This window comes from Variovorax sp. SG517 (assembly GCF_013376045.1).
In the GTDB taxonomy this organism is placed as follows: Bacteria; Pseudomonadota; Gammaproteobacteria; order Burkholderiales; family Burkholderiaceae_C; genus Variovorax.
The window spans coordinates 801,407-819,902 of sequence record NZ_JABMJG010000002.1 but is presented as its reverse complement, the minus strand read 5'-3'; the positions used below and the strand labels follow the sequence as shown (position 1 = coordinate 819,902).

13 protein-coding genes are annotated in these 18,496 nt (G+C 68.6%); 3 read left to right on the top strand and 10 right to left on the bottom strand.

The window, feature by feature from the left end; translation table 11 throughout:
• Positions 1-11: 11 nt before the first annotated feature.
• Entirely contained in the window at positions 12-2,795 is a 2,784-nt protein-coding gene (locus tag FHT32_RS09300) for a LuxR C-terminal-related transcriptional regulator (protein WP_176664318.1), read from the bottom strand.
• Positions 2,796-2,940: 145 nt separating this feature from the next.
• On the opposite strand from FHT32_RS09300, the gene FHT32_RS09295 reads away from it, so the two are divergent.
• Positions 2,941-4,503, top strand: coding sequence for a methyl-accepting chemotaxis protein (locus FHT32_RS09295; RefSeq protein WP_176664317.1), 1,563 nt, complete (start codon positions 2,941-2,943; stop codon positions 4,501-4,503).
• A 15-nt stretch (positions 4,504-4,518) separates the two neighbouring features.
• Here FHT32_RS09295 and FHT32_RS09290 read toward each other — a convergent pair whose 3' ends face one another.
• A complete protein-coding gene (locus FHT32_RS09290; RefSeq protein WP_176664316.1) occupies positions 4,519-5,382 on the bottom strand; it encodes an Ivy family c-type lysozyme inhibitor in 864 nt (287 codons plus the stop codon).
• A gap of 45 nt (positions 5,383-5,427) precedes the next feature.
• Entirely contained in the window at positions 5,428-6,075 is a 648-nt protein-coding gene (gene nth / locus FHT32_RS09285; RefSeq protein ID WP_176664315.1) for an endonuclease III, read from the bottom strand.
• Between the two features lie 120 nt (positions 6,076-6,195).
• On the opposite strand from nth, the gene FHT32_RS09280 reads away from it, so the two are divergent.
• The gene (locus FHT32_RS09280; RefSeq protein WP_176664314.1) at positions 6,196-7,383 is read left to right on the top strand and encodes a PLP-dependent aminotransferase family protein; all 1,188 of its coding nucleotides are present in this window, start codon (positions 6,196-6,198) and stop codon (positions 7,381-7,383) included.
• 49 nt (positions 7,384-7,432) lie between these two features.
• Here FHT32_RS09280 and FHT32_RS09275 read toward each other — a convergent pair whose 3' ends face one another.
• The 4 genes from FHT32_RS09275 to FHT32_RS09260 all read right to left on the bottom strand — a co-directional run bounded on the left by FHT32_RS09275 (position 7,433) and on the right by FHT32_RS09260 (position 12,698).
• Positions 7,433-9,829 carry a TonB-dependent siderophore receptor gene (locus FHT32_RS09275; protein WP_176664313.1) on the bottom strand — a complete coding sequence of 799 codons (2,397 nt, stop codon included), beginning with the start codon at positions 9,827-9,829 and terminating at the stop codon, positions 7,433-7,435.
• Positions 9,830-9,961: 132 nt separating this feature from the next.
• Positions 9,962-11,278, bottom strand: a complete 1,317-nt coding sequence (locus FHT32_RS09270) for a sigma-70 family RNA polymerase sigma factor (RefSeq protein ID WP_176664312.1) — start codon at positions 11,276-11,278, stop codon at positions 9,962-9,964.
• 98 nt (positions 11,279-11,376) lie between these two features.
• The gene (locus tag FHT32_RS09265) at positions 11,377-11,604 is read right to left on the bottom strand and encodes a hypothetical protein (protein WP_176664311.1); all 228 of its coding nucleotides are present in this window, start codon (positions 11,602-11,604) and stop codon (positions 11,377-11,379) included.
• A 71-nt stretch (positions 11,605-11,675) separates the two neighbouring features.
• Positions 11,676-12,698, bottom strand: a complete 1,023-nt coding sequence (locus tag FHT32_RS09260; RefSeq protein WP_176664310.1) for a histone deacetylase family protein — start codon at positions 12,696-12,698, stop codon at positions 11,676-11,678.
• A gap of 90 nt (positions 12,699-12,788) precedes the next feature.
• On the opposite strand from FHT32_RS09260, the gene FHT32_RS09255 reads away from it, so the two are divergent.
• Positions 12,789-13,109 carry a DUF6172 family protein gene (locus FHT32_RS09255; RefSeq protein ID WP_176664309.1) on the top strand — a complete coding sequence of 107 codons (321 nt, stop codon included), beginning with the start codon at positions 12,789-12,791 and terminating at the stop codon, positions 13,107-13,109.
• A gap of 7 nt (positions 13,110-13,116) precedes the next feature.
• Here the strand turns inward: FHT32_RS09255 and FHT32_RS09250 are convergent, their stop codons facing one another.
• The 3 genes from FHT32_RS09250 to mfd are packed head-to-tail and all read right to left on the bottom strand — an operon-like array spanning position 13,117 to position 18,385.
• On the bottom strand, positions 13,117-14,199 hold the full coding sequence (locus FHT32_RS09250) for an Ldh family oxidoreductase (protein WP_176664308.1): 1,083 nt from the start codon (positions 14,197-14,199) through the stop codon (positions 13,117-13,119).
• Positions 14,196-14,906: a phosphoserine phosphatase SerB gene (serB, locus tag FHT32_RS09245; RefSeq protein ID WP_176664307.1), complete on the bottom strand. Its 711-nt coding sequence runs from the start codon at positions 14,904-14,906 to the stop codon at positions 14,196-14,198. Before serB ends, FHT32_RS09250 begins: the two co-directional genes overlap by 4 nt.
• Positions 14,903-18,385 carry a transcription-repair coupling factor gene (gene mfd, locus FHT32_RS09240; protein WP_176664306.1) on the bottom strand — a complete coding sequence of 1,161 codons (3,483 nt, stop codon included), beginning with the start codon at positions 18,383-18,385 and terminating at the stop codon, positions 14,903-14,905. The genes serB and mfd overlap by 4 nt, the downstream gene beginning before the upstream one ends.
• Positions 18,386-18,496: the final 111 nt, after the last annotated feature.

Below are 18,496 nucleotides of genomic sequence, written 5' to 3'. Positions count from 1 at the left end.
GCCCGGCGCGGCTATCTTCCGCGCCTGCCGTCCCCGCCGCCGTCGTCGCGTTCCAGCTCGTGCCGGATGCGCTCGGCTACGGCGCCGCGTCCGTGGGCGTCCAGCTTCATGTAGATGTTCTTGAGGTGCCACTTGACCGTGTCGAGCGACAGGCCGAGCGTGAGCGCGATCTTCTTGTTCGGAAGCGACTGCAGCAGCAGCTCGGCGATCTCGGCTTCGCGCAGCGTGAGCAGGCGGGTCAGGCGCTGGTCGTCGCGGAAGCGGGGCACCGGCGGCGCTTCGGAGCGCGTACCGCACTGCGATTGCGCCAGCGCCTCGATGCGCTCTATGAAGAAGCCCAGCACCGGGTCGAGCCTGGGTGTTTCGCCGGCCTTGTGGATCAGCTGGAGAGCGTTGCCATGCGCGCCCAGCAAGGTCTGCAGCAGCCCCAGCCTGTGGCCCAGGCGCAGGGACTTGCACACGCGCGTGTTCGACGCCTCGGTGCGCCCCAGCCTGCGCTCGACCTCGGCGGCCTGGAGCTGGAGCGTGACGGAAAGGCTGAGCTGCCCGCGTTCCTCGTAGCACTGCGACAGGGCTTCGAGCCGCCCCAGCGCGGGCTGCAGATCGCCGTCGTGCACCGCCATGCAGATGCGCGCCCGCTCCACGATGTCGGCAATGCGCCGGAGGGTGCCGGGCTCCACACCCGGGTGCCGGACGTGCAGCGCTTCAAGCTCCTGCAGCGAAGCCCGCGCCGCGTCGACCTCGTCGTTGGCGAGCTGGATGCCGAGCTGCTCCAGCAGCACGCAGGCCAGCGTGCGGTCCATGCCGAAGCGCCGCAGGAAGCACCCGGTCTGCGCCAGGTGCTCCAGCGCCTCGCGCCAGCGGCCGGCCGCCTGCTGCGCGCGGTTTGCCACGAGGATCATGCGCAGAGTGGTGTCGGGAATCAGGCCGTCGTGCGTGCCGAGCTGTTCCTGGATGAAGCGCGCCGCCACCAGCGGGCCGTGCTGTTCGTAGAGCACCTCGACCAGCAGCTGTGCGGTGAGTCGCGCCGCCTCGGCGCAGCGCTCGCCGCGCTCCTGCGCCTCGTCCAGCACCTGGCGGTAGATGCGCTCCGCGCGGTTCATATGGCCCTCGACCGCATACGACAGGCCGACCAGGCACTGGCCCACCAGCGAGCCGAACAGGGTGCCGGCGACGGGCTCGCCGTCGATGCGCGGCGTCGGCTCGTCGCGCTGGATGCGGCGCGCCTGCTCGAACTCGCCGCGGTGCAGGTGCAGCCAGGTCAGCACGTTGCGCCGGCCGGCCACCGCGAACTCGTCGGCCGCGGGCGGCGGGGCCAGCAGTTCGGGCAGCAGCCGCGAGAGCGCGTCGTTGTCGTCGTTGCGGATGGCGAGCAGGCAGTCCAGCAGCGTCAGCCGGTAGCGCATGGCCGGCTCGAGTGCGCCGGGCTTTGCACGCAGCCTTTCGATGCTGCGGGCGCAGTCGTCGAGCCGGTAGTCGGCCAGTTCCACCCAGGCAATCCAGAGACCGAGATTGGCGTTGTCGCCGACCGTCTCGGCGTCGAGCTGGCGCAGCAGCGCGATCGTCTCGCTCATCCTGCCCTGGACGAAGAGCGCCTGCGCGCCGTGCTCGGCCAGGCGGGCGGCGGTGTCGCGGCTGCCGGCTGCCAGCGCGTGCCGCACGGCCTGGTGGTGCATGCCGCGGGCCGTGAACGAGTGGCAGGCGGTGGCGTGGATCTTCAGGCGCGCGGCTTCGGGCCAGGCCGAGAAGCGCACGAGCAGCACGCTGCGAAGCAGCGTGTGCATGTGCCACCAGCGCTCCTGCATCGGCATGGAAACGTCCCGCGTGGCGGGCGCCTCCGGCGCGGCGGAGGACAGCAGTCCTTCGCGCGCCAGCGGCTCCAGCAGCTCGGCGCACTGGGCCGGCGTGTATCCGTCGCCCGCCAGGTCGGCGCACAGCGGCGCGCTGAAGCGGGTGCAGGCCGCGCAGCAGGTGAGCAGGCGCAGCTGCGTCGCCGAGAGGCGAGGGAAGACGTGCGCGTGGAAGTACGCGGCAAACGGCTCGGGGTCGGGCACGCCGTGGATCAGCGGCGACTGCACGCCGCGCCGGCGTCGCACGTCGGCGCTTGCCAGCCGCAGCAGTGCCGGCCATCCCTCGGTCAGCCGGTGGATCGCGGCGGCGGCGCGCTCGTCGAGCTGGGGCAGTCGCATGCCGAGGTAGTCGATCGACTCCGGCAGGCTGAATCGCAGGTCGTCGTTGCGCAGCTCGAGCACCGTCTTCGAGGCTGGCGTGTGGCCCAGCGTCATCGGCAGTTCGTCCTGGCTGGCGAAGACGCACAGCAGGTTGGACGGCGCGTACTCGACGAGCAGGCGCAGCGCGTTCAGCACGTGGCCGCTGTGCGCGCACTGCACGTCGTCCACGATCAGCACGACCCTGCGGCCGTGCGCCGCAATGCCGCGCACGAGCGCGATGACCAGCCGCTCCATCGCAAGCGCGTCGGGGCGGGCATGCGCCACGGCGCCCTTCGGGATGGCGGAGTCGATGCCGGCCAGGGCCGTCATCAGGGCGGTCATGAAGTGCAGGTCGCCCTCGGGAAGGTCGGCGAGCCTGAGCCACGCGATGCCGGCGTCGGCCGAGACGAGTTCGCGCTGCCAGGTGAGCAGCAGCGAGCTCTTGCCGAAGCCTGCCGGCGCCTGCAGCACCACGCAGCGTCGGCCGCCGGAGCCGTCGAGCCGGTCGAGCAGGCCCTGCCGGACCAGCAGGCGGCGGCTGCGGGTTCTCAGGGCGGGTGTGCCGAGGATTGAGGCAGGTTGCATCCGTGAGGATTCTGGGTCATCTCGCGCGCGGATCGGATCCCATATTCAAGGGTTTGCCCATCCCCACCCTTCGAGGGTGGGGTGGCGCATCGCGGTCTTGCCGATGAGGGCGGGAAGCCCCCGCAATCAAATTGGAGAACGCCACATGTTCGGTCTTTCGAACCTCAAGATCGGAGCCCGCCTCGGACTGGGCTTTGCGCTGTTGCTGCTGTTGCAGCTTCTCATCACGGGCATCGGGCTGCACGAGATGGCGAATCTCTCGGAGCGCGTGGCCTTCGCGACCGATATCGGGGCGCGCAAGCTCGACGAGCTCAACAACGTGCAGTCCGCCATCGGCAAGCGGGCCATTGCGGCGCGCAACCTGGCGCTGGTGACGGAGCCGGCCTTGCAGAAAGGCGACATCGAACTGGTGGGAAGCTCCCAGCGTGAGATCGACAAGGGCCTGCAGGGCCTTGCGGCGGTGATGGCCGACCAGGCCGCCGCGAGCCCCGAGGAGCGCCGGATGCTCGAGAAGCTCCGCGCGCTCGAAGCCCAGTACCTGCCCATCGCCGGGAACGTCGTCGCCCTGGCCACGTCGCGCCAGACCGAGGCGGCCGTCAAGGTGCTGACGCAGGAGTGCATGCCGCTGCTCAACCAAGTGCTGGCGCATGTCTCGGCCTTCCAGGCGCAGCTGAGGACGAGCGCGGACGAGGGCACCGCGTCCACCCAGGCCGCATACCGGCGCGCCAAGTGGATGATCCTGGGGATCAGCTGCGCCTCGCTGGCCGGCGGGCTGCTGCTGGCCTTCGTCATGACGCGCTCCATCACGCGGCCGCTGGGGCAGGCGGTGAACGTGGCGCAGCAGGTGGCCTCGGGCGACCTGACGGCACGGATCGAGGTGGCCGACGCGTCGGAGTCGGGCATGCTGATGCGCGCCCTGCGCTCGATGAACGACGAGCTCGCCAAGGTGGTGGGGCAGGTGCGCGACGGCACCGACTCCATCGCCTCGGCATCGGGACAGATCGCCTCGGGCAACCGCGACCTCTCGTCGCGCACCGAGGCGCAGGCCAGTTCACTGGAGCAGACGGCCGCCGCCATGCAGGAACTCACCGGCACCGTCAGGCAGAACGCCGACAACGCGCGGCTGGCCAACCAGCTGGCCGACTCGGCCTCGCAGGTGGCGTCGCGCGGCGGGGCGGTGGTCGATCAGGTGGTGGAGAAGATGGCGTCCATCAACGCCTCGTCGAGGAAGGTGGTGGAAATCATCGGCGTGATCGACGGCATCTCGTTCCAGACCAACATCCTCGCGCTCAACGCGGCGGTGGAGGCTGCGCGCGCCGGCGAGCAGGGGCGCGGGTTCGCGGTGGTCGCCTCGGAAGTGCGCAGCCTGGCGCAGCGCTCGGCCGCGGCGGCCAAGGAAATCAAGGCGCTGATCGGCGACTCGGTGGGCGAGGTGGAGGCGGGCAGCACGCTGGTCAACCAGGCCGGCAAGACCATGGAAGAAATCATGGGCAGCGTGCGGCGCGTGACGGACATCATGGCGGAGATCACCGCGGCCAGCCAGGAGCAGGCCGCCGGCATCGGCCAGGTCAACGACGCCATCAAGCAGATGGACCGCGCCACCCAGCAGAACGCGGCGCTGGTCGAGCAGGCCTCGGCCGCGGCTCAGTCGATGAACGACCAGGCCGCGGGGCTGGTGCACGCGGTGCGGATGTTCAAGCTGGCCTGAGCGGGCCGGCCGCGGTCAGTTCGACTTGCGCCACTGCTCGCGCCAGAGCTTGTCGAGCTGGGGCGCGAGCGCCGCTGGGGGCGAGCCCACCAGGCGGTTGCCGCCGTTGCGCTGCACCAGGCCGTAGATGCGGCCGGAGCCCTGGTCGTAGAGCGCGATCGCGTTGTTGTCGTAGCAGTCGTGCGGCTTGCAGAAGGCGTGCAGCAGGTAGCGCGTGCCGTCGATGGTCACCCATTGCGGCTCCGGCGCCGGGCCTTCGCGGCGCACCAGCCAGCGCTCGTTCTCGCGCGAGCCCAGTGCGGCGCGCCAGGCCTTCTGCATGGCGGGGCCCTGCGCCAGCGCGGCGGGGCTTCCGGTGGGCGGGGGCGGCACCTTGGCGGCGGGCTCGGAGGGCGGCGGCAGCGCCCGCTCGGCGCCGTTGCAGCGCCAGTAGCGCAGCTTCATCATCTCGGGGCCGAGCTGGCCGGCCAGCGGCTTGTCGGTGTCCAGCGTGATGTACTGGCCGCGCAACTGGCCGCGCGATACGCGGTGGACGAGGAAGGTCAGCGCGCCGGCCTTGCCCGTCTCGCCCACCAGCGCCACGTCGAAGCCCGCGGGCGGCGGGCTGTTGCCGAAGAGGCTGTAGACCGTCTGCGGCTCGCGGGCGACCACGCGGCGCTTGCCGCTCTCGGCGATCAGCGTGTCCTGCCGTACCTGCAGCGTGGGCGCCGAGTTGTCTGCGCAGTTGGCGGACCAGCGGCCCGTGTACTGCCCGACGTTGTTGGGAAACTGCGTGCCGGCCTGCTGCTGCGACCATGCCGCGGCCGGCAGCAGCGCGGCGAGCAGGGCCGCGCCCAGCAGCGTGCGGGTGTTCGTCGATGTGGTCTTGCTTCTGGTCATCCGTCGTCGTGTTCTTTCTTCTGTTCTGTCTCGTCTCTTGGTCTCTCAGGCCGTCTTCGGCGCGGGCGTCTTGGGCTTGTAGTCGCACAAGTGGGACACGGCGCACTCCCAGCAGCGCGGCTTGCGCGCCACGCAGATGTAGCGGCCGTGCAGGATCAGCCAGTGATGCGCATGAAGACGGTACTCCAGAGGGACGCGTTTCTCGAGCTTCAGTTCCACTTCCAGCGGGGTCTTGCCGGGCGCGAGGCCGGTGCGGTTGCCAACCCGGAAGATGTGCGTGTCGACCGCGATGGTGGCCTCGCCGAAGGCCACGTTGAGCACCACGTTCGCCGTCTTGCGGCCCACGCCCGGCAGGGCTTCCAGCTCGGCGCGGGTGCGCGGCACCTCGCCGCCGTGCTGTTCCACCAGCATGCGGCAGGCCTCGATCAGGTGCCTGGCCTTGCTGCGGTACAAGCCGATGGTCTTGATGTATTCCTCCAGCCCTTCCACGCCCAGGTCGAGGATGGCCTGCGGCGTGTTCGCCACCGGAAAGAGCTTGCGGGTGGCCTTGTTCACGCCCACGTCGGTGGCCTGGGCCGACAGCAGCACGGCGGCCAGCAGCTCGAAGGGGGTGCTGTACTCCAGCTCGGTCTCGGGTTCGGGGTTGGCCGCCTGCAGGGTGGCGAAGAAGAGGGGGATGTTGTCTTTTTTCATGGGGCTCGAAAGAGGGCAGGCAAGGCCGGCAGCCGCAATATATCGTCGAAAGCAGATGGCCTTACGCAGCTTTATTGCCTGCGCTTTGGCGACAATGCCATCCAGAAAGTGAGACCGACCATGCAATTCGCCTCCCGCCTCGACAACGTCGAGACCTCCGCCATCCGCGAACTCTTCAAGCTGCTGGGCAAGCCCGGCATCATCAGCTTCGCGGGCGGCTTCCCCGACAGCGCCATGTTCGACGTCGAGGGCCTCAAGGAGGCGAGCCAGAAGGCACTCACCGAGGAACCCGGCGGCGCCCTGCAATACGGCGCCACCGAAGGCTACGAGCCCCTGCGCAGCCAGCTCAGCTCGTTCATGAAGACCAAGGGCGTCGACGTCGAGCCCAGCGGCCTGATCGTCACCACCGGCAGCCAGCAGGCGCTGGACCTGCTGGGCAAGACCATGATCTCGCCGGGCGACAAGGTGATCGTCGAGGGCCCGACCTTCCTGGCCACCATCCAGTGCTTCCGCCTCTACGGCGCCCAGCTCATCAGCGCGCCCATCGACGCCAACGGCGTGAAGACCGACGAGCTCGAGAAGCTCATCGCCGAGCACAAGCCCAAGTTCGTCTACCTGATTCCCACCTTCGGCAACCCCAGCGGCGCCATGCTGAGCCTGGAACGCCGCAAGAAGGTGCTGGAGCTGGCCGTGAAGTACCAGACGCTGATCGTCGAGGACGACCCCTACGGCGACCTCTACTTCGGCGAAGCGCCGCCGCCGTCGATCATGTCGCTGAGCAAGGACGTGCCCGGCAGCCGCGAGTTGTTGGCGCACTGCGGCAGCCTGAGCAAGGTGCTCAGCCCCGGCCTGCGCATCGGCTGGATGATCGCCCCGCCCGAGCTGCTCGCCAAGGCCACCATGTGCAAGCAGTTCAGCGACGCGCACACCAGCACCTTCTCGCAGGCCACGGCCGCCCAGTACCTCAAGAGCGGCCGCATGCCCGCCACGCTGGCGCACGTGCGCGAGGTCTACGGCCAGCGCGCGCAGGCCATGGGCACGGCACTCAAGCGTGAACTGGGCGACGCGGTGAGTTTCACCCAGCCCAACGGCGGCCTGTTCTTCTGGGCCCGCCTCACGGGCGCCAACGGCAAGCTGGCCGACGCGAACGAACTGGCCAAGCGCGCGATCGAGAAGCTCGTGGCCTTCGTGCCCGGCGCGCCGTTCTTCGCGGAGAAGCCCGACGTGGCGACACTGCGCCTGAGCTTCGCGACGGCCGACGTGGCGAAGATCGAAGAGGGCGTGAAGCGCCTGGGACAGGCGCTCTGAAGCAATGCCGGGCCATCGCCGCGCGATTCGCGCTGCGATGGCTGGCTGGTCAGAACTGGTATTTCGCGCTCGCGACTAGCGTGCGCTCGTTGCCTGGATAGAAGTTCTTGTACGCGCGCGAAGCTGCGTACTTGCGATTGGCCAGATTGGTCGCGGTCAGCGCAAAGCGCCAGGGGCCGGTCTTGTAGTGCACCGTGGCGTCGAGCAGTGCAACGCCGCCTTCCGCCGAAGTGTTGGTCACGTCGTTCCAGCGCTTGCCGATATAGCGCACGCCGCCGCCGAAGCCAAAGCCGTTGTTCATGGTGTAGTCGAGCCACACCGAGGCCGAGTGCCTGGGCACCTGGATCGGCATGTTGCCGATTTCGTCCGTGTTGGCGCTGGCCAGCACCTTCATGTCGAGAAAGGTGTAGGCGGCCGTGAGGTTCAGGTTACGCGCCAGTTCGGCCTTGGCTTCCAGTTCAAGGCCACGCGAACGGATGCGGCCGATCTGGCGGGCCTCGAAGGTGGCTTGGTCGTAGGTGACCACGTTCGACTTGCGCAGGTCGAACACTGCTGCGGTGAATGAAGTGCGCGACCTTTCGGGCTGGTACTTGATCCCGGCCTCGAACTGCTCGCCGCGGGTCGGCAGCAGCGGGTTGCCGCGCGGGTCTGCACCGCTGGTCGGCATGAACGACGTGGCATAGCTGACATACGGCGCCCAGCCGTTGCCGTTCAGGTAGCTCAGGCCCACACGGCCGCTGAACTTGTTGTCGGTCTGGCCTTTGCGGGAGTTGTTGATGCGATCGGTGGTCTCCGATTTCACACGATCCTGGCGGCCGCTGAGCGTCAGCACCCAGCGATCGTCGAACTTGATCTGGTCCTGCGCGTAGAAGCCCACCTGCTGGGTGACTTGAGTGCTGTTGCTCTCCGGGGTGAGGGGCTCTTGCACCGGCACGACGTTGATGGGGGCGCGCAGGTCGAGGCTGGGGGCCGGCCCCGAGAACTCTTTGGACGTGTAGCGGACACGGGTCGCGTCGAAGCCGAACAGCAGCGTGTGCTCGGCGATCCCCGTACGGACACGGCCCTGCAGTTGCGCGTCGGAGGTCCACTGGCTGAACCTTTCCGGGAAGGAGCGCGCGCTGCGCGTGAGCGTGTAGTCGTCCGGCAGCAGGGCGTCGCGCAGGATGTGCTTGTCGACGCGGGCGTTGGAGTAGCGCAGGTTGTGGCGCACCGTCCAGCTGTCGTTCACGTGGTGCTCGAACAGGTAGCCCAGCGATTCCTGGCGGTTGCGGATACGGCTGAACCCGGGGTCGCCGCGGACGATGCCGGTGTTGCGGCCTGCGTTGTCCATGACATAGAAGACGTCGTCACTGGCCTTGTTGTCGAGAAACTCGCCGAGCAGCGTGAAAGACGTGTGGGCCGAGGGCTGCCAGCGCAGCGAGGGGGCCAGGTAGGTGCGCTTGTTTGCGAACGGCGTGCCATCTCCGTAGCGCACCTGCGAATTGGTGTCCAGGCCGAGGCCCACCAGGCGGTAGCTGAGCGTATCGCTGGCGACGCCACCCAGATCGAAGGCCAGTTGCTTGCGCTGGAAGTTGCCGTACTTCACCTCGATTTCGCGCACTGGCGTGTTGCTCGGCATCTTGCTCACGCGGTTGATGATGCCGCCGGCATCACCCTGGCCGAAGACGACGGAGGAGGGGCCGCGCAGCACTTCGATGCGCTCGAGGCCGTAAGGCTCGGTCACGGCGTAGGCTGGCATGACGAGGCCGTCGCGGTAGCCGGCTATGCCCGACGTGGTGTCGAAGCCGCGCATCAGGATCCAATCGATGCCACGGGGGTCGAAGCCCCAGTTGCCGACCGCAACGCCGGGCGCGTAGCGCACGGCTTCCATGATGTCCTGGACGCCGCGCGCCTCCATTTCGTCGCGACCGATGACAGAGATCGACTGCGGCACTTCGAGCAGCGGCGTGTCGGTCTTGGTGGCGGTCTGGCTGCGCCGGGCCACATAGCCGGGCACGGGGCCCATGGCGTCTTCGTGCTGCGCCGAGGCGCTGACCGTCACGGCCGGCAGCGTGTTGCCGGAGGCCTGCGCGGCCCGTTCGATGACCAGCGTGTTGTTCGTCGTCTGCCCGGTCAGGCCGGTGCCTTCCAGCAGTTGGGCGACGGCAGCGCCCACGCTCAGGTTGGCCGGTATTGCCCGGCTGCGCAGGCCGTTCAGCAAGGCAGGCGGCGCCAGCAACTGCAGGCCGGCCTGGCGGGCCAGTTGGTTCAGCGCCTGGTCCAGCGGCTGGGAAGGGATGGCAATGCCGATGACCGCGCCCGAAGCGGTCGGCGTCGCCTGCGAAGTCGGCGGCGTATGGGTGCCTTGCGCCATCGCGCTCTGGCCCGCTTGGGCGACACAGGCCAGGGTGGCGGCGGAGATCAGATGGCGCGAGGCGCGGCGTGGAATGATGGTGCGGGAAGGCATGCGATGAAGTCGGTTCTTTTCTGGGCCATGGAAATCCCGGACCGTCCGCTGAACGGAATTTTTCCGGGCTCTGCAGGCTGATACGACCGAGCGGCGCAAATCCCTCACGCGATTTGCAAAAGAAGTGCGATGTCAGGGCGGTGAGCGGCGCGCGATGACGATGGCTTGCGGGTTGCCCTGGTCTTCCCGCACCTGGACCGGCAGGCTCCCGGGCAGCAGGCGCAGCCAGGTTCCGGCCTGTGCGATGTTCACACGGCCGAACACCGGCAACGAAGCGGCATCGGGCTCGACGCGCAGCGGGCGCGGGCTGTAGCGCGCGAGACGGGAGACGACCTCGCCCAGCGGCACGTGGTGGAAGTCGAGCCAGCCTTCACGCCAGGACGCCACTGCGGCGGCCTCGCCGGGGTGCGCCGTGGTGAACTGACGCGACGCATCGATGCGCGCGCCGTCGCCGGCGCCGAGGAAACGCTCTTCGCCGTTGCTGTTGCGAACCCGCACCCGGCCCGACTCGACCGCGACGCACAGGCTGCCATCTTGCAGTGCGGCTTCGAAACGGGTGCCGAGCACGGTGATCTCGTGACCCAGCGCGGTGACGACGAAGGGGCGTGCTTCGTCGCGCGCCACGTCGAAGAACACGCTGCCCGCGAGCAACTGCACGGTTCGGCGAGCGGCGTAGTAGGTCACTTCGGCGCGGCTGTCCGCGTCGAGCGTGAGGCGGCTGCCGTCCGGCAGGGTCTGGCTGCGGATGCGGCCGATGGCGGTGGACAGGCTCCCTTGGTAGCCCGGCATCCATTCACGCCAGGCCTGCCAAAGCACGGCGCTGCCGATGCTCAAGCCGGCGATGCCGAGCAGCGTCGACAGGGCCCTGCGGCGTCCGGTGCGTAACGGCACGGCGTCGCCGCGCCACCGGTGCAGCGCGGCTTCTATGCTGTCGAGCGCGCGCATCACGTCGCGCTCGACGGTCTTGATGGAGACGCCGTAACGTTCGGCCAGCGCGGCGTGGCCGATGCCTTCGAGCCGGTCGGCCAGGAAGATGTCACGGCTGCGCTGCGGCAGCCGCCTCAGCGCGGCGTCGACTGCGTCGAGCGCTTGCCGGTGGGCACAGAGATCGGCGACGTCGTGCGTGCCATGTTCGCGTGCGGCGCTTTCGTCGGCGTGGTCGTGCGGCGCCGCGGCAAAGCGCTCCATGCCGCGCCGGCGGCGGCGCAGGTGGTCGATGGCGATGTTCTCGGCCACTGCGTACACATAGGCGCGTGCGGCGGGCTCCGGCGTGGTCTCGCCTCCGTGTTGCGGGCTTTTGGCACGCTCGGCCAGGCGCAACCAGGTGTCATGCGCCAACTCGCGGGCGTCGTGCGTGCTGCCCGTGCGACGCGCAATGAACCGCACCAACTCCTGGTAACTGTCCTGGAAGGCGCGTAGCAGAGGGGTGGGGGAGAGTCGGGCGGACATCTGGAGTGAGTACGTAGGTATCGTTCTCCAGATTATTGGCGAGAATGGTTCTCATTTGTGGAGATTTGGCTCCGGATTTCGCACAGCCGCCTGGATGCTCAGGGCGACCGGTGCAGCCTGGGCGCCGCAAGCAGGTCCAGGTTGTCCGCAATGGCCGCATCCACGTTCGGATAGCGGCCCTTCATCTTCGACAGCGTCATGATGGTCTGCAGCGCCTTCAGGTCCTTGACCGAGGGCGCGACCTTGATCTGCGCGATGGCGGCGGTGGGGTTGCCGCCGTTGATCAATGCCATTACCTTGCTTGCCCAGTCGTTTGCGCGCGCCATGTCTTTCACCTGCTTTCGTTCGAGGCACCGACTGTACACAGCGCGGCGGCGGTAGCCGCCGGGGCAGGCTGTCATCCGGCGGCCGCGAATCCGCCGAAGAAGGCGCGCGCGTTGGCTTCCAGGCTCTCGAGGTGGTAGCCGCCTTCCTGGACGATCAATGTCGGCAGGCCGAGCGCGCCGATGGCATTGCCCAGCCGGCCGAAGCCCTCGGTCGTCACGGCGACCTGCGATTGCGGATCGTCCTTGTAGATGTCGAAGCCCAGCGCCAGCACCAGCGCTTCGGGCGCGAAGCGCCGCAGCACCTGCGCCGCGTCGTCGAGCCGCTCGAAGAAGACCGGTTCCGGCGCGCCGTGCGGCATCGGGAAGTTGACGTTGAAGCCCTCGCCGTCGTCGGCCCCGCACTCGTCCTCGTAGCCGGCCACCGCCGGGTAGAAGTTGGTCGGGTCGCCGTGGATCGACACGTACAGCACGTCGCTGCGGCCGTAGAAGATTTCCTGCACGCCCTGGCCGTGGTGCATGTCGGTGTCGAGCACCGCCACGCGCGCGAAGCGCCCGCGCAGCGCCTGGGCGGCGATGGCGGCGTTGTTGAGGTAGCAGAAGCCGCCGGCGGCATCGGCGCGCGCATGGTGGCCGGGTGGACGGCACAGCGCATAGGCCGCGCGCGCTCCGCCGGCGATGGCCTCCGCGCCCGCCACCGCGCTCTGGGCCGACCAGTACGCCGATCGCCACGTCTGGGCACCTACCGGACAACTGCCGTCGGCCAAATAGCGCGCCGCCTTGGCGAGGATGCCGCGTAGGCGGTTGGGCTCGCGCACGAAGATGTTCGACATCACCTCGTCGCCCCAGTCGGCCGGCATCCGCTTCCATTCGGCATGGGCTTCCTCGAGGAAGCGCAGGTAGTCGGCGCCGTGCACTGCGGCAAGGGGCGCCGTGCCGGCATCGGGCGGCGTCTGCAGGTCGAAGCCCAGCGATCGCGCGGCTTCGACGAGCCGCAGCGCACGCTCGGGGACTTCCTGCGGGGTGCGCATCTGCCCGCGCGACAGGTAGCTGCGCGGATGGTGCAGCAGTTGCTCCGGATGGAAAAAGGTCAGCATGGACGGTTCGGCGTGGCGGCCGCGGAATGGGCCCGGCGGTCATCGTAGCGAGCAAGTTCGGTGCCCATGCCACATTGGTTACGATCACCCATGAGAAAAACCTTCCAGCTTCAGGTCGAGGGCAAGCACCCCGACCGTCTACTCGAAGCCATCAAGCACGAGATCCGCAAGTACATCAAGCGTGAGCGGCGCCGCGAACTGCCCGAGGGCATGGACTATTGGGACTTCGACTGCCGCTTCGGCGCTTCGCAGGAATCGGCCGAAGTCATCCACCTTTCCGCCATCACCGGCCTGATCGACGGCGTGGCGAAGGAGGGCGGCAAGCAGTTCTACATCGAGATCCTGGCCAAGCCGGCAAAGCGCAAGGCACGCCCGGCGGGCTCGCCCGAACCCGAATCGCCCGAAAGCTGAGCCCCGCTCAGACCAGCGCCTGCGCCAGCCGCAGGCCGTGGCGCTGCTCCGCATCCTGCAGCGAGCGCGCAATCGAGGGGTGCAGCCGCACCCCGTTCTTCGACTGCAACTCCCGACGCTTCAATCCGCCTTCGCCCGGCAGCCGCACAGGCTTCGCCGGGTCGATGGGCGCATTGGCGCGGCAGCGTTCGGCCACGTGGTCCATCTGGCGCAGGAAGGCTTCCTTGCCGCCGAAGGCGTTCAGGTCGTGCAGCGTGACGTGCACCGTCGCACCCCAGCCCTCGGGCGGGTCGGCGCGGCCGTGGCCTGCGAGGCCGGCCGTGAGTGTCTCAACCAGCAGCGCCATGCCGTAGCCCTTGTGCCCGTGGCTCAGTCCGCCCACCGGCAGCAGCGTGCCGGACGGCTGGTCGAAGAGCACCTGAGGGTCGTTCGATGGCTTGCCGGCGGCGTCGATCAGCCACTCTTCGGCGAAGGTCTCGCCGGCCGCGCGCTTGCGGTTGCTCATGCCGTTGGTGGTAATGGAGGCCGAGATGTCGACCATCACGCCGCCCTGCGACAGCGGAAAACCCATCGCCAGCGGATTCGGCGTGAACACCGCCTGCGTGCCGCCGAAGGGCGCGACGCTGGCCGCGTTGGGGTCGGAGCAGGCCAGCAGCATCAGCATGTCTTCCTGGAGCGCGCGCAGCATGTAGACGGCGAGGCAGGCGATGTGGTGGCTGCGCCGGATGACCAGCGAGGCCGTGCCCAGTTCGCGCGCACGCGGCACCAGCAGGTTCATGCCCTGGTCCATGAGCCACGGGCCGGGCAGCCGCCTGCCGTCCCACAGCACGGCAGCGGGGCGGTCGGACAGCACCTCGGGCGCGCCGTCGCGGGTCATGCCGCCGGATTCAAGTTCCTTGACGTACCCCGCCAGCAGCGCGAGGCCGTGGGTGTCGTGGCCCAGCAGGTCGCCTTCGACCAGCGTGCGCGCGACCACGGCCGCCTTGGGCGCGGCAAGGCCGGCCTTCTGCAGCAGTGCGTCGGCGTAGGCGACGAGCGCATCGGCCCGATAGAGGGGAGCGGATGGAGCAGGCGCGGCGGCGTCGGTCATTTCAGGATTTCCAGCACGCGGTCGAGGCCGCCTTCGTTGATGGCCACCATGGCCTGCTCGCGCACCTTCGGCTTGGCGTGATAGGCCACCGAGAGCCCGGCTTCGCCCATCATTGGCAGGTCGTTCGCGCCGTCGCCCACGGCGATCGTCTCCTGCGGCGAGATGCCCATGAGCGAGGCCACCTCCAACAGCGTGCGGCGCTTCTCGGCGCCGTCGCAGATGTCGCCCCAGCTCTGCGTGACCACTTCGCCGGTGAGCTTGCCGCCGGCCTCGTCGAGCAGGTTGGAGCGTGCGAAATCGATGCCCAGCCGGTCCTTCACGCGGTTGGCGAAGAAGGTGAAGCCGCCCGACACCAGCAGCACCTTGAGGCCGGCCGCCTTGCACGCAGCCACCAGTTCGCTCGCGCCAGGGTTGAGCTTCAGGCGCTCGTCGTAAACCTGCTGCAGCGCCTCGACCGGCACGCCCTTGAGCAGCGCCACGCGGCGGCGCAGGCTTTCCTTGAAGTCCTTGATCTCGCCGCGCATGGTGGCTTCGGTGATCGCGGCCACCTCCGCCTTCTTGCCGACGGCATCGGCGATCTCGTCGATGCACTCGATATTGATCAGTGTCGAGTCCATGTCGAACGCGATCAGCTTGAAGTCGGCGAGCTTCAGCGGCGGCTTCACGCGCTGGATGACCAGGCCGGGGTAGATTTCAGTAGCGCTCATGCGGTGGCGTTTTCCTTGACGGTGGGCTGGCCCAGACTGCGCAGCACGTCGCGCACCATCTGGGCCCGGTCCTTGGGTTCTTTCAGTTCGCGCTCGATGCGCAGCTTCTCGTTGCCGGCGAGCTTGATGTGCCTGTTCTTCTGGATCAGCTGGATGATGGCCATGCCATCCACCGGCGGATCTTTCTTGAATGTGATGTTGATGATGCCCGGCGCCGCATCGACCTTCACCACGCCGTAGGGCCGAGCCAGCACGCGCAGGCGGTGGGTGTCGATCAGCGTCTGCGCCTGCGGCGGCAGCTTGCCGAAGCGGTCGACGATTTCCTCTAGCAGCGTGTCGATTTGGTCGGGCGTCTTCGCCGTGGCCAGCTTCTTGTAGAACGACAGCCGCAGGTGCACGTCGCCGCAGTAGTCGTCGGGCAGCAGGGCGGGGGCGTGCAGGTTGATCTCGGTCGTAACCGACAGCGGCGACAGCAGGTCGGGCTCCTGCCCGGCCTTCAGTGCGCGCACGGCCTCGCTCAGCATCTCGTTGTAGAGCTGGAAGCCGATCTCCATCATGTTGCCGCTCTGGTTCTCGCCCAGCACCTCGCCGGTGCCGCGGATCTCCAGGTCGTGCATGGCCAGGTAGAAGCCGGAGCCGAGCTCTTCCATCTGCTGGATGGCGTCCAGCCGCTGCGCCGCCTGCTTGGTCAGGCCCTCGGTGTCGGGCACCATGAGATAGGCGTACGCCTGGTGGTGCGAGCGGCCGACGCGCCCGCGCAGCTGGTGCAACTGCGCCAGGCCGAACTTGTCGGCGCGGCTGATCACGATGGTGTTGGCGGTCGGCACGTCGATGCCGGTCTCGATGATGGTCGAGCACAGCAGCAGGTTGTAGCGCTGCGCCACGAAGTCGCGCATGACGCGCTCCAGCTCGCGCTCGGGCATCTGGCCGTGGGCCACGGCGATGCGGGCCTCGGGCAGTATTTCTTCAAGCTTCTGGCGGCGGTTCTCGATGGTCTCGACTTCGTTGTGCAGGAAGTAGACCTGCCCGCCGCGCTTCAACTCGCGCAGCACGGCTTCGCGGATCACGCCGGTGCCCTCGTTGCGCACGAAGGTCTTGATGGCCAGGCGCCGCTGCGGCGCGGTGGCGATCACGCTCAGGTCGCGCAGGCCTTCCAGCGCCATGCCCAGCGTGCGAGGAATCGGCGTGGCGGTGAGCGTGAGCACGTCGACTTCGGCGCGCATGGCCTTCATCGCTTCTTTGTGACGCACGCCGAAGCGATGTTCCTCGTCGATGATGAGCAGGCCCAGGTTCTTGAACTTGACCGACTGCGAGAGCAGCTTGTGCGTGCCGACCACGATGTCGACCTGACCGTCGGCCAAGCCCTTCGCGGCGGCGGTGATTTCCTTGGCCGAGCGGAAGCGGCTCATTTCCGCCACCTTCACCGGCCACTTGGCGAAGCGATCGACCAGCGTCTGATAGTGCTGCTCGGCCAGGAGCGTGGTGGGCGCGAGAAACGCCACCTGCTTGCCGCCGGTAACGGCGATGAAGGCCGCGCGCAGGGCGACCTCGGTCTTGCCGAAGCCCACGTCGCCGCACACGAGGCGGTCCATGGGCTGGGGCGAGATCATGTCCTGCACCACGGCATGGATGGCCGCCTTCTGGTCGGCCGTTTCCTGGAAGCCGAAGTCGTTGGCGAACACCTCGTAGTCGGCCGGCGAGTAGCGGAAGGCATGGCCCTCGCGCGCCGCGCGGCGGGCATAGATGTTGAGCAGCTCGGCGGCGGAGTCGCGCACCTGCTCGGCCGCCTTGCGCTTGGCCTTTTCCCACTGGCCGGAGCCCAGCTTGTGCAGCGGGGCCTCGTCGGCGCTGACGCCGGTGTAGCGGCTGATCTGGTGCAGCTGCGACACGGGCACGTAGAGCGTGGCCTTGTCGGCGTACTCCAGGTGCAGCATTTCCTGCAGCAGCGGCTTGCCGTCGGGGCCGTTGCCCTGGCCCAGGTCCATGTGGATCAGGCCGCGGTAGCGTCCGATGCCGTGCGCGCTGTGGACCACCGGATCGCCCACGTTGAGCTCCGACAGGTCCTTGATGAGCGCCTCGACGTCGCTGACCTGCTCCTGCTTCTTGTTGCGCCGGCGCGTGGTGGGCGCGGTGGCGAAGAGCTCGGTTTCGGTGACGAAGTCGATGCCCTGTTCGCGCCATGCGAAGCCCGAGGCCAGCGCGGCGGTGGCGATGCCTGTCTTCTCGTCGCCGGAGGACTCGAACTCGGCCAGCGAATCGAAGGCCGGCGGGTTCACGCCGCTGGCGCGCAGGAAGTCGAGCAGGCTCTCGCGGCGGCCTTCGCTCTCGGCGATCAGCAGCACGCGGTGCGGCGTCTTCGCGATGTGGGCCTTCAGGCCGACCAGCGGGTCCTCGGCGCCGCGCACCACGGCGAAGGGCGGCAGCCTGTCGAACTCGGCGTAGGGCGTGTCGGTGTCCACGTCGCCGCGGATGGCCAGCTGCGCATGCGGCTTGGCGCGCTGGTAGAACTGCTCGGCGTTCAGGAACAGCGCCTCGGGCGGCAGGGCGGGGCGCTCGGGGTCGCCGCGCACGAGGCGGTAGCGCTCGTTGGTGTCCTGCCAGAAGTGCTGGAAGGCCGGTTCCAGGTCGCCGTGCAGCACCACGGTGGCGTCGGCGCCCAGGTAGTCGAACACGGTGGCCGTCTCGTCGAAGAACAGCGGCAGGTAGTACTCGATACCGGCGGTGGCCACGCCGTTGCCCATGTCCTTGTAGATGCGGCTCTTGGTCGGGTCGCCCTCGAGCAGTTCGCGCCAGCGGCTGCGGAAGCGCCCGCGCGCGTCGTCGTCCATCGGGAACTCGCGCCCCGGCAGCAGCCGGACCTCGGGCACGGGGTAGAGGCTGCGCTGGGTGTCGGGATCGAAGGTGCGGATGGTGTCGATCTCGTCGTCGAACAGGTCGACGCGGAAGGGCACCGGCGAGCCCATGGGGAACAGGTCGATCAGTCCGCCGCGCACTGCGTATTCGCCGGGGCTCACCACCTGCGTCACGTGGGTGTAGCCGGCCAGCGTGAGCTGGGCCTTGAGCTTGGACTCCTCCAGCTTCTGCTTGGCCTTGAAGTGGAAGGTGTAGCCGGCCAGGAAGGAGGGCGGTGCCAGCCGGTAGAGCGCGGTGGTGGCGGGCACCAGCACCACGTCGGCCTCCTTCTGGCTGATGCGCCAGAGGGTGGCCAGGCGCTCGCTGATCAGGTCCTGGTGGGGCGAGAAGCTGTCGTAGGGCAGCGTCTCCCAGTCGGGGAACAGGGCGCAGCGCAGGTCAGGGGCGAAGAACTTGATCTCGTCGATCAGGCGCTGGGCGTCGTTGGCGTCGGCCGTGAACATCGCGGTGGCGCGCCCGGCGGCCTTCTCGCGCATGGCCAGTTGCGCCAGCAGCAAGGCATCTGCCGACAAGGGAGGACGCGGCAGCGTGAATCGCTTGCCCGCCGTGAGGTGGGGGAGGTCCATGGAACGCTTGATGGAAATGCACAACACCCCGCGCCGGCTGGCGAGGGGTGTGCGTAGCGGTCAATTCTAGAATGGCGGCCCTTTATCCGCTTGTCGGCCACGGCCGACGCT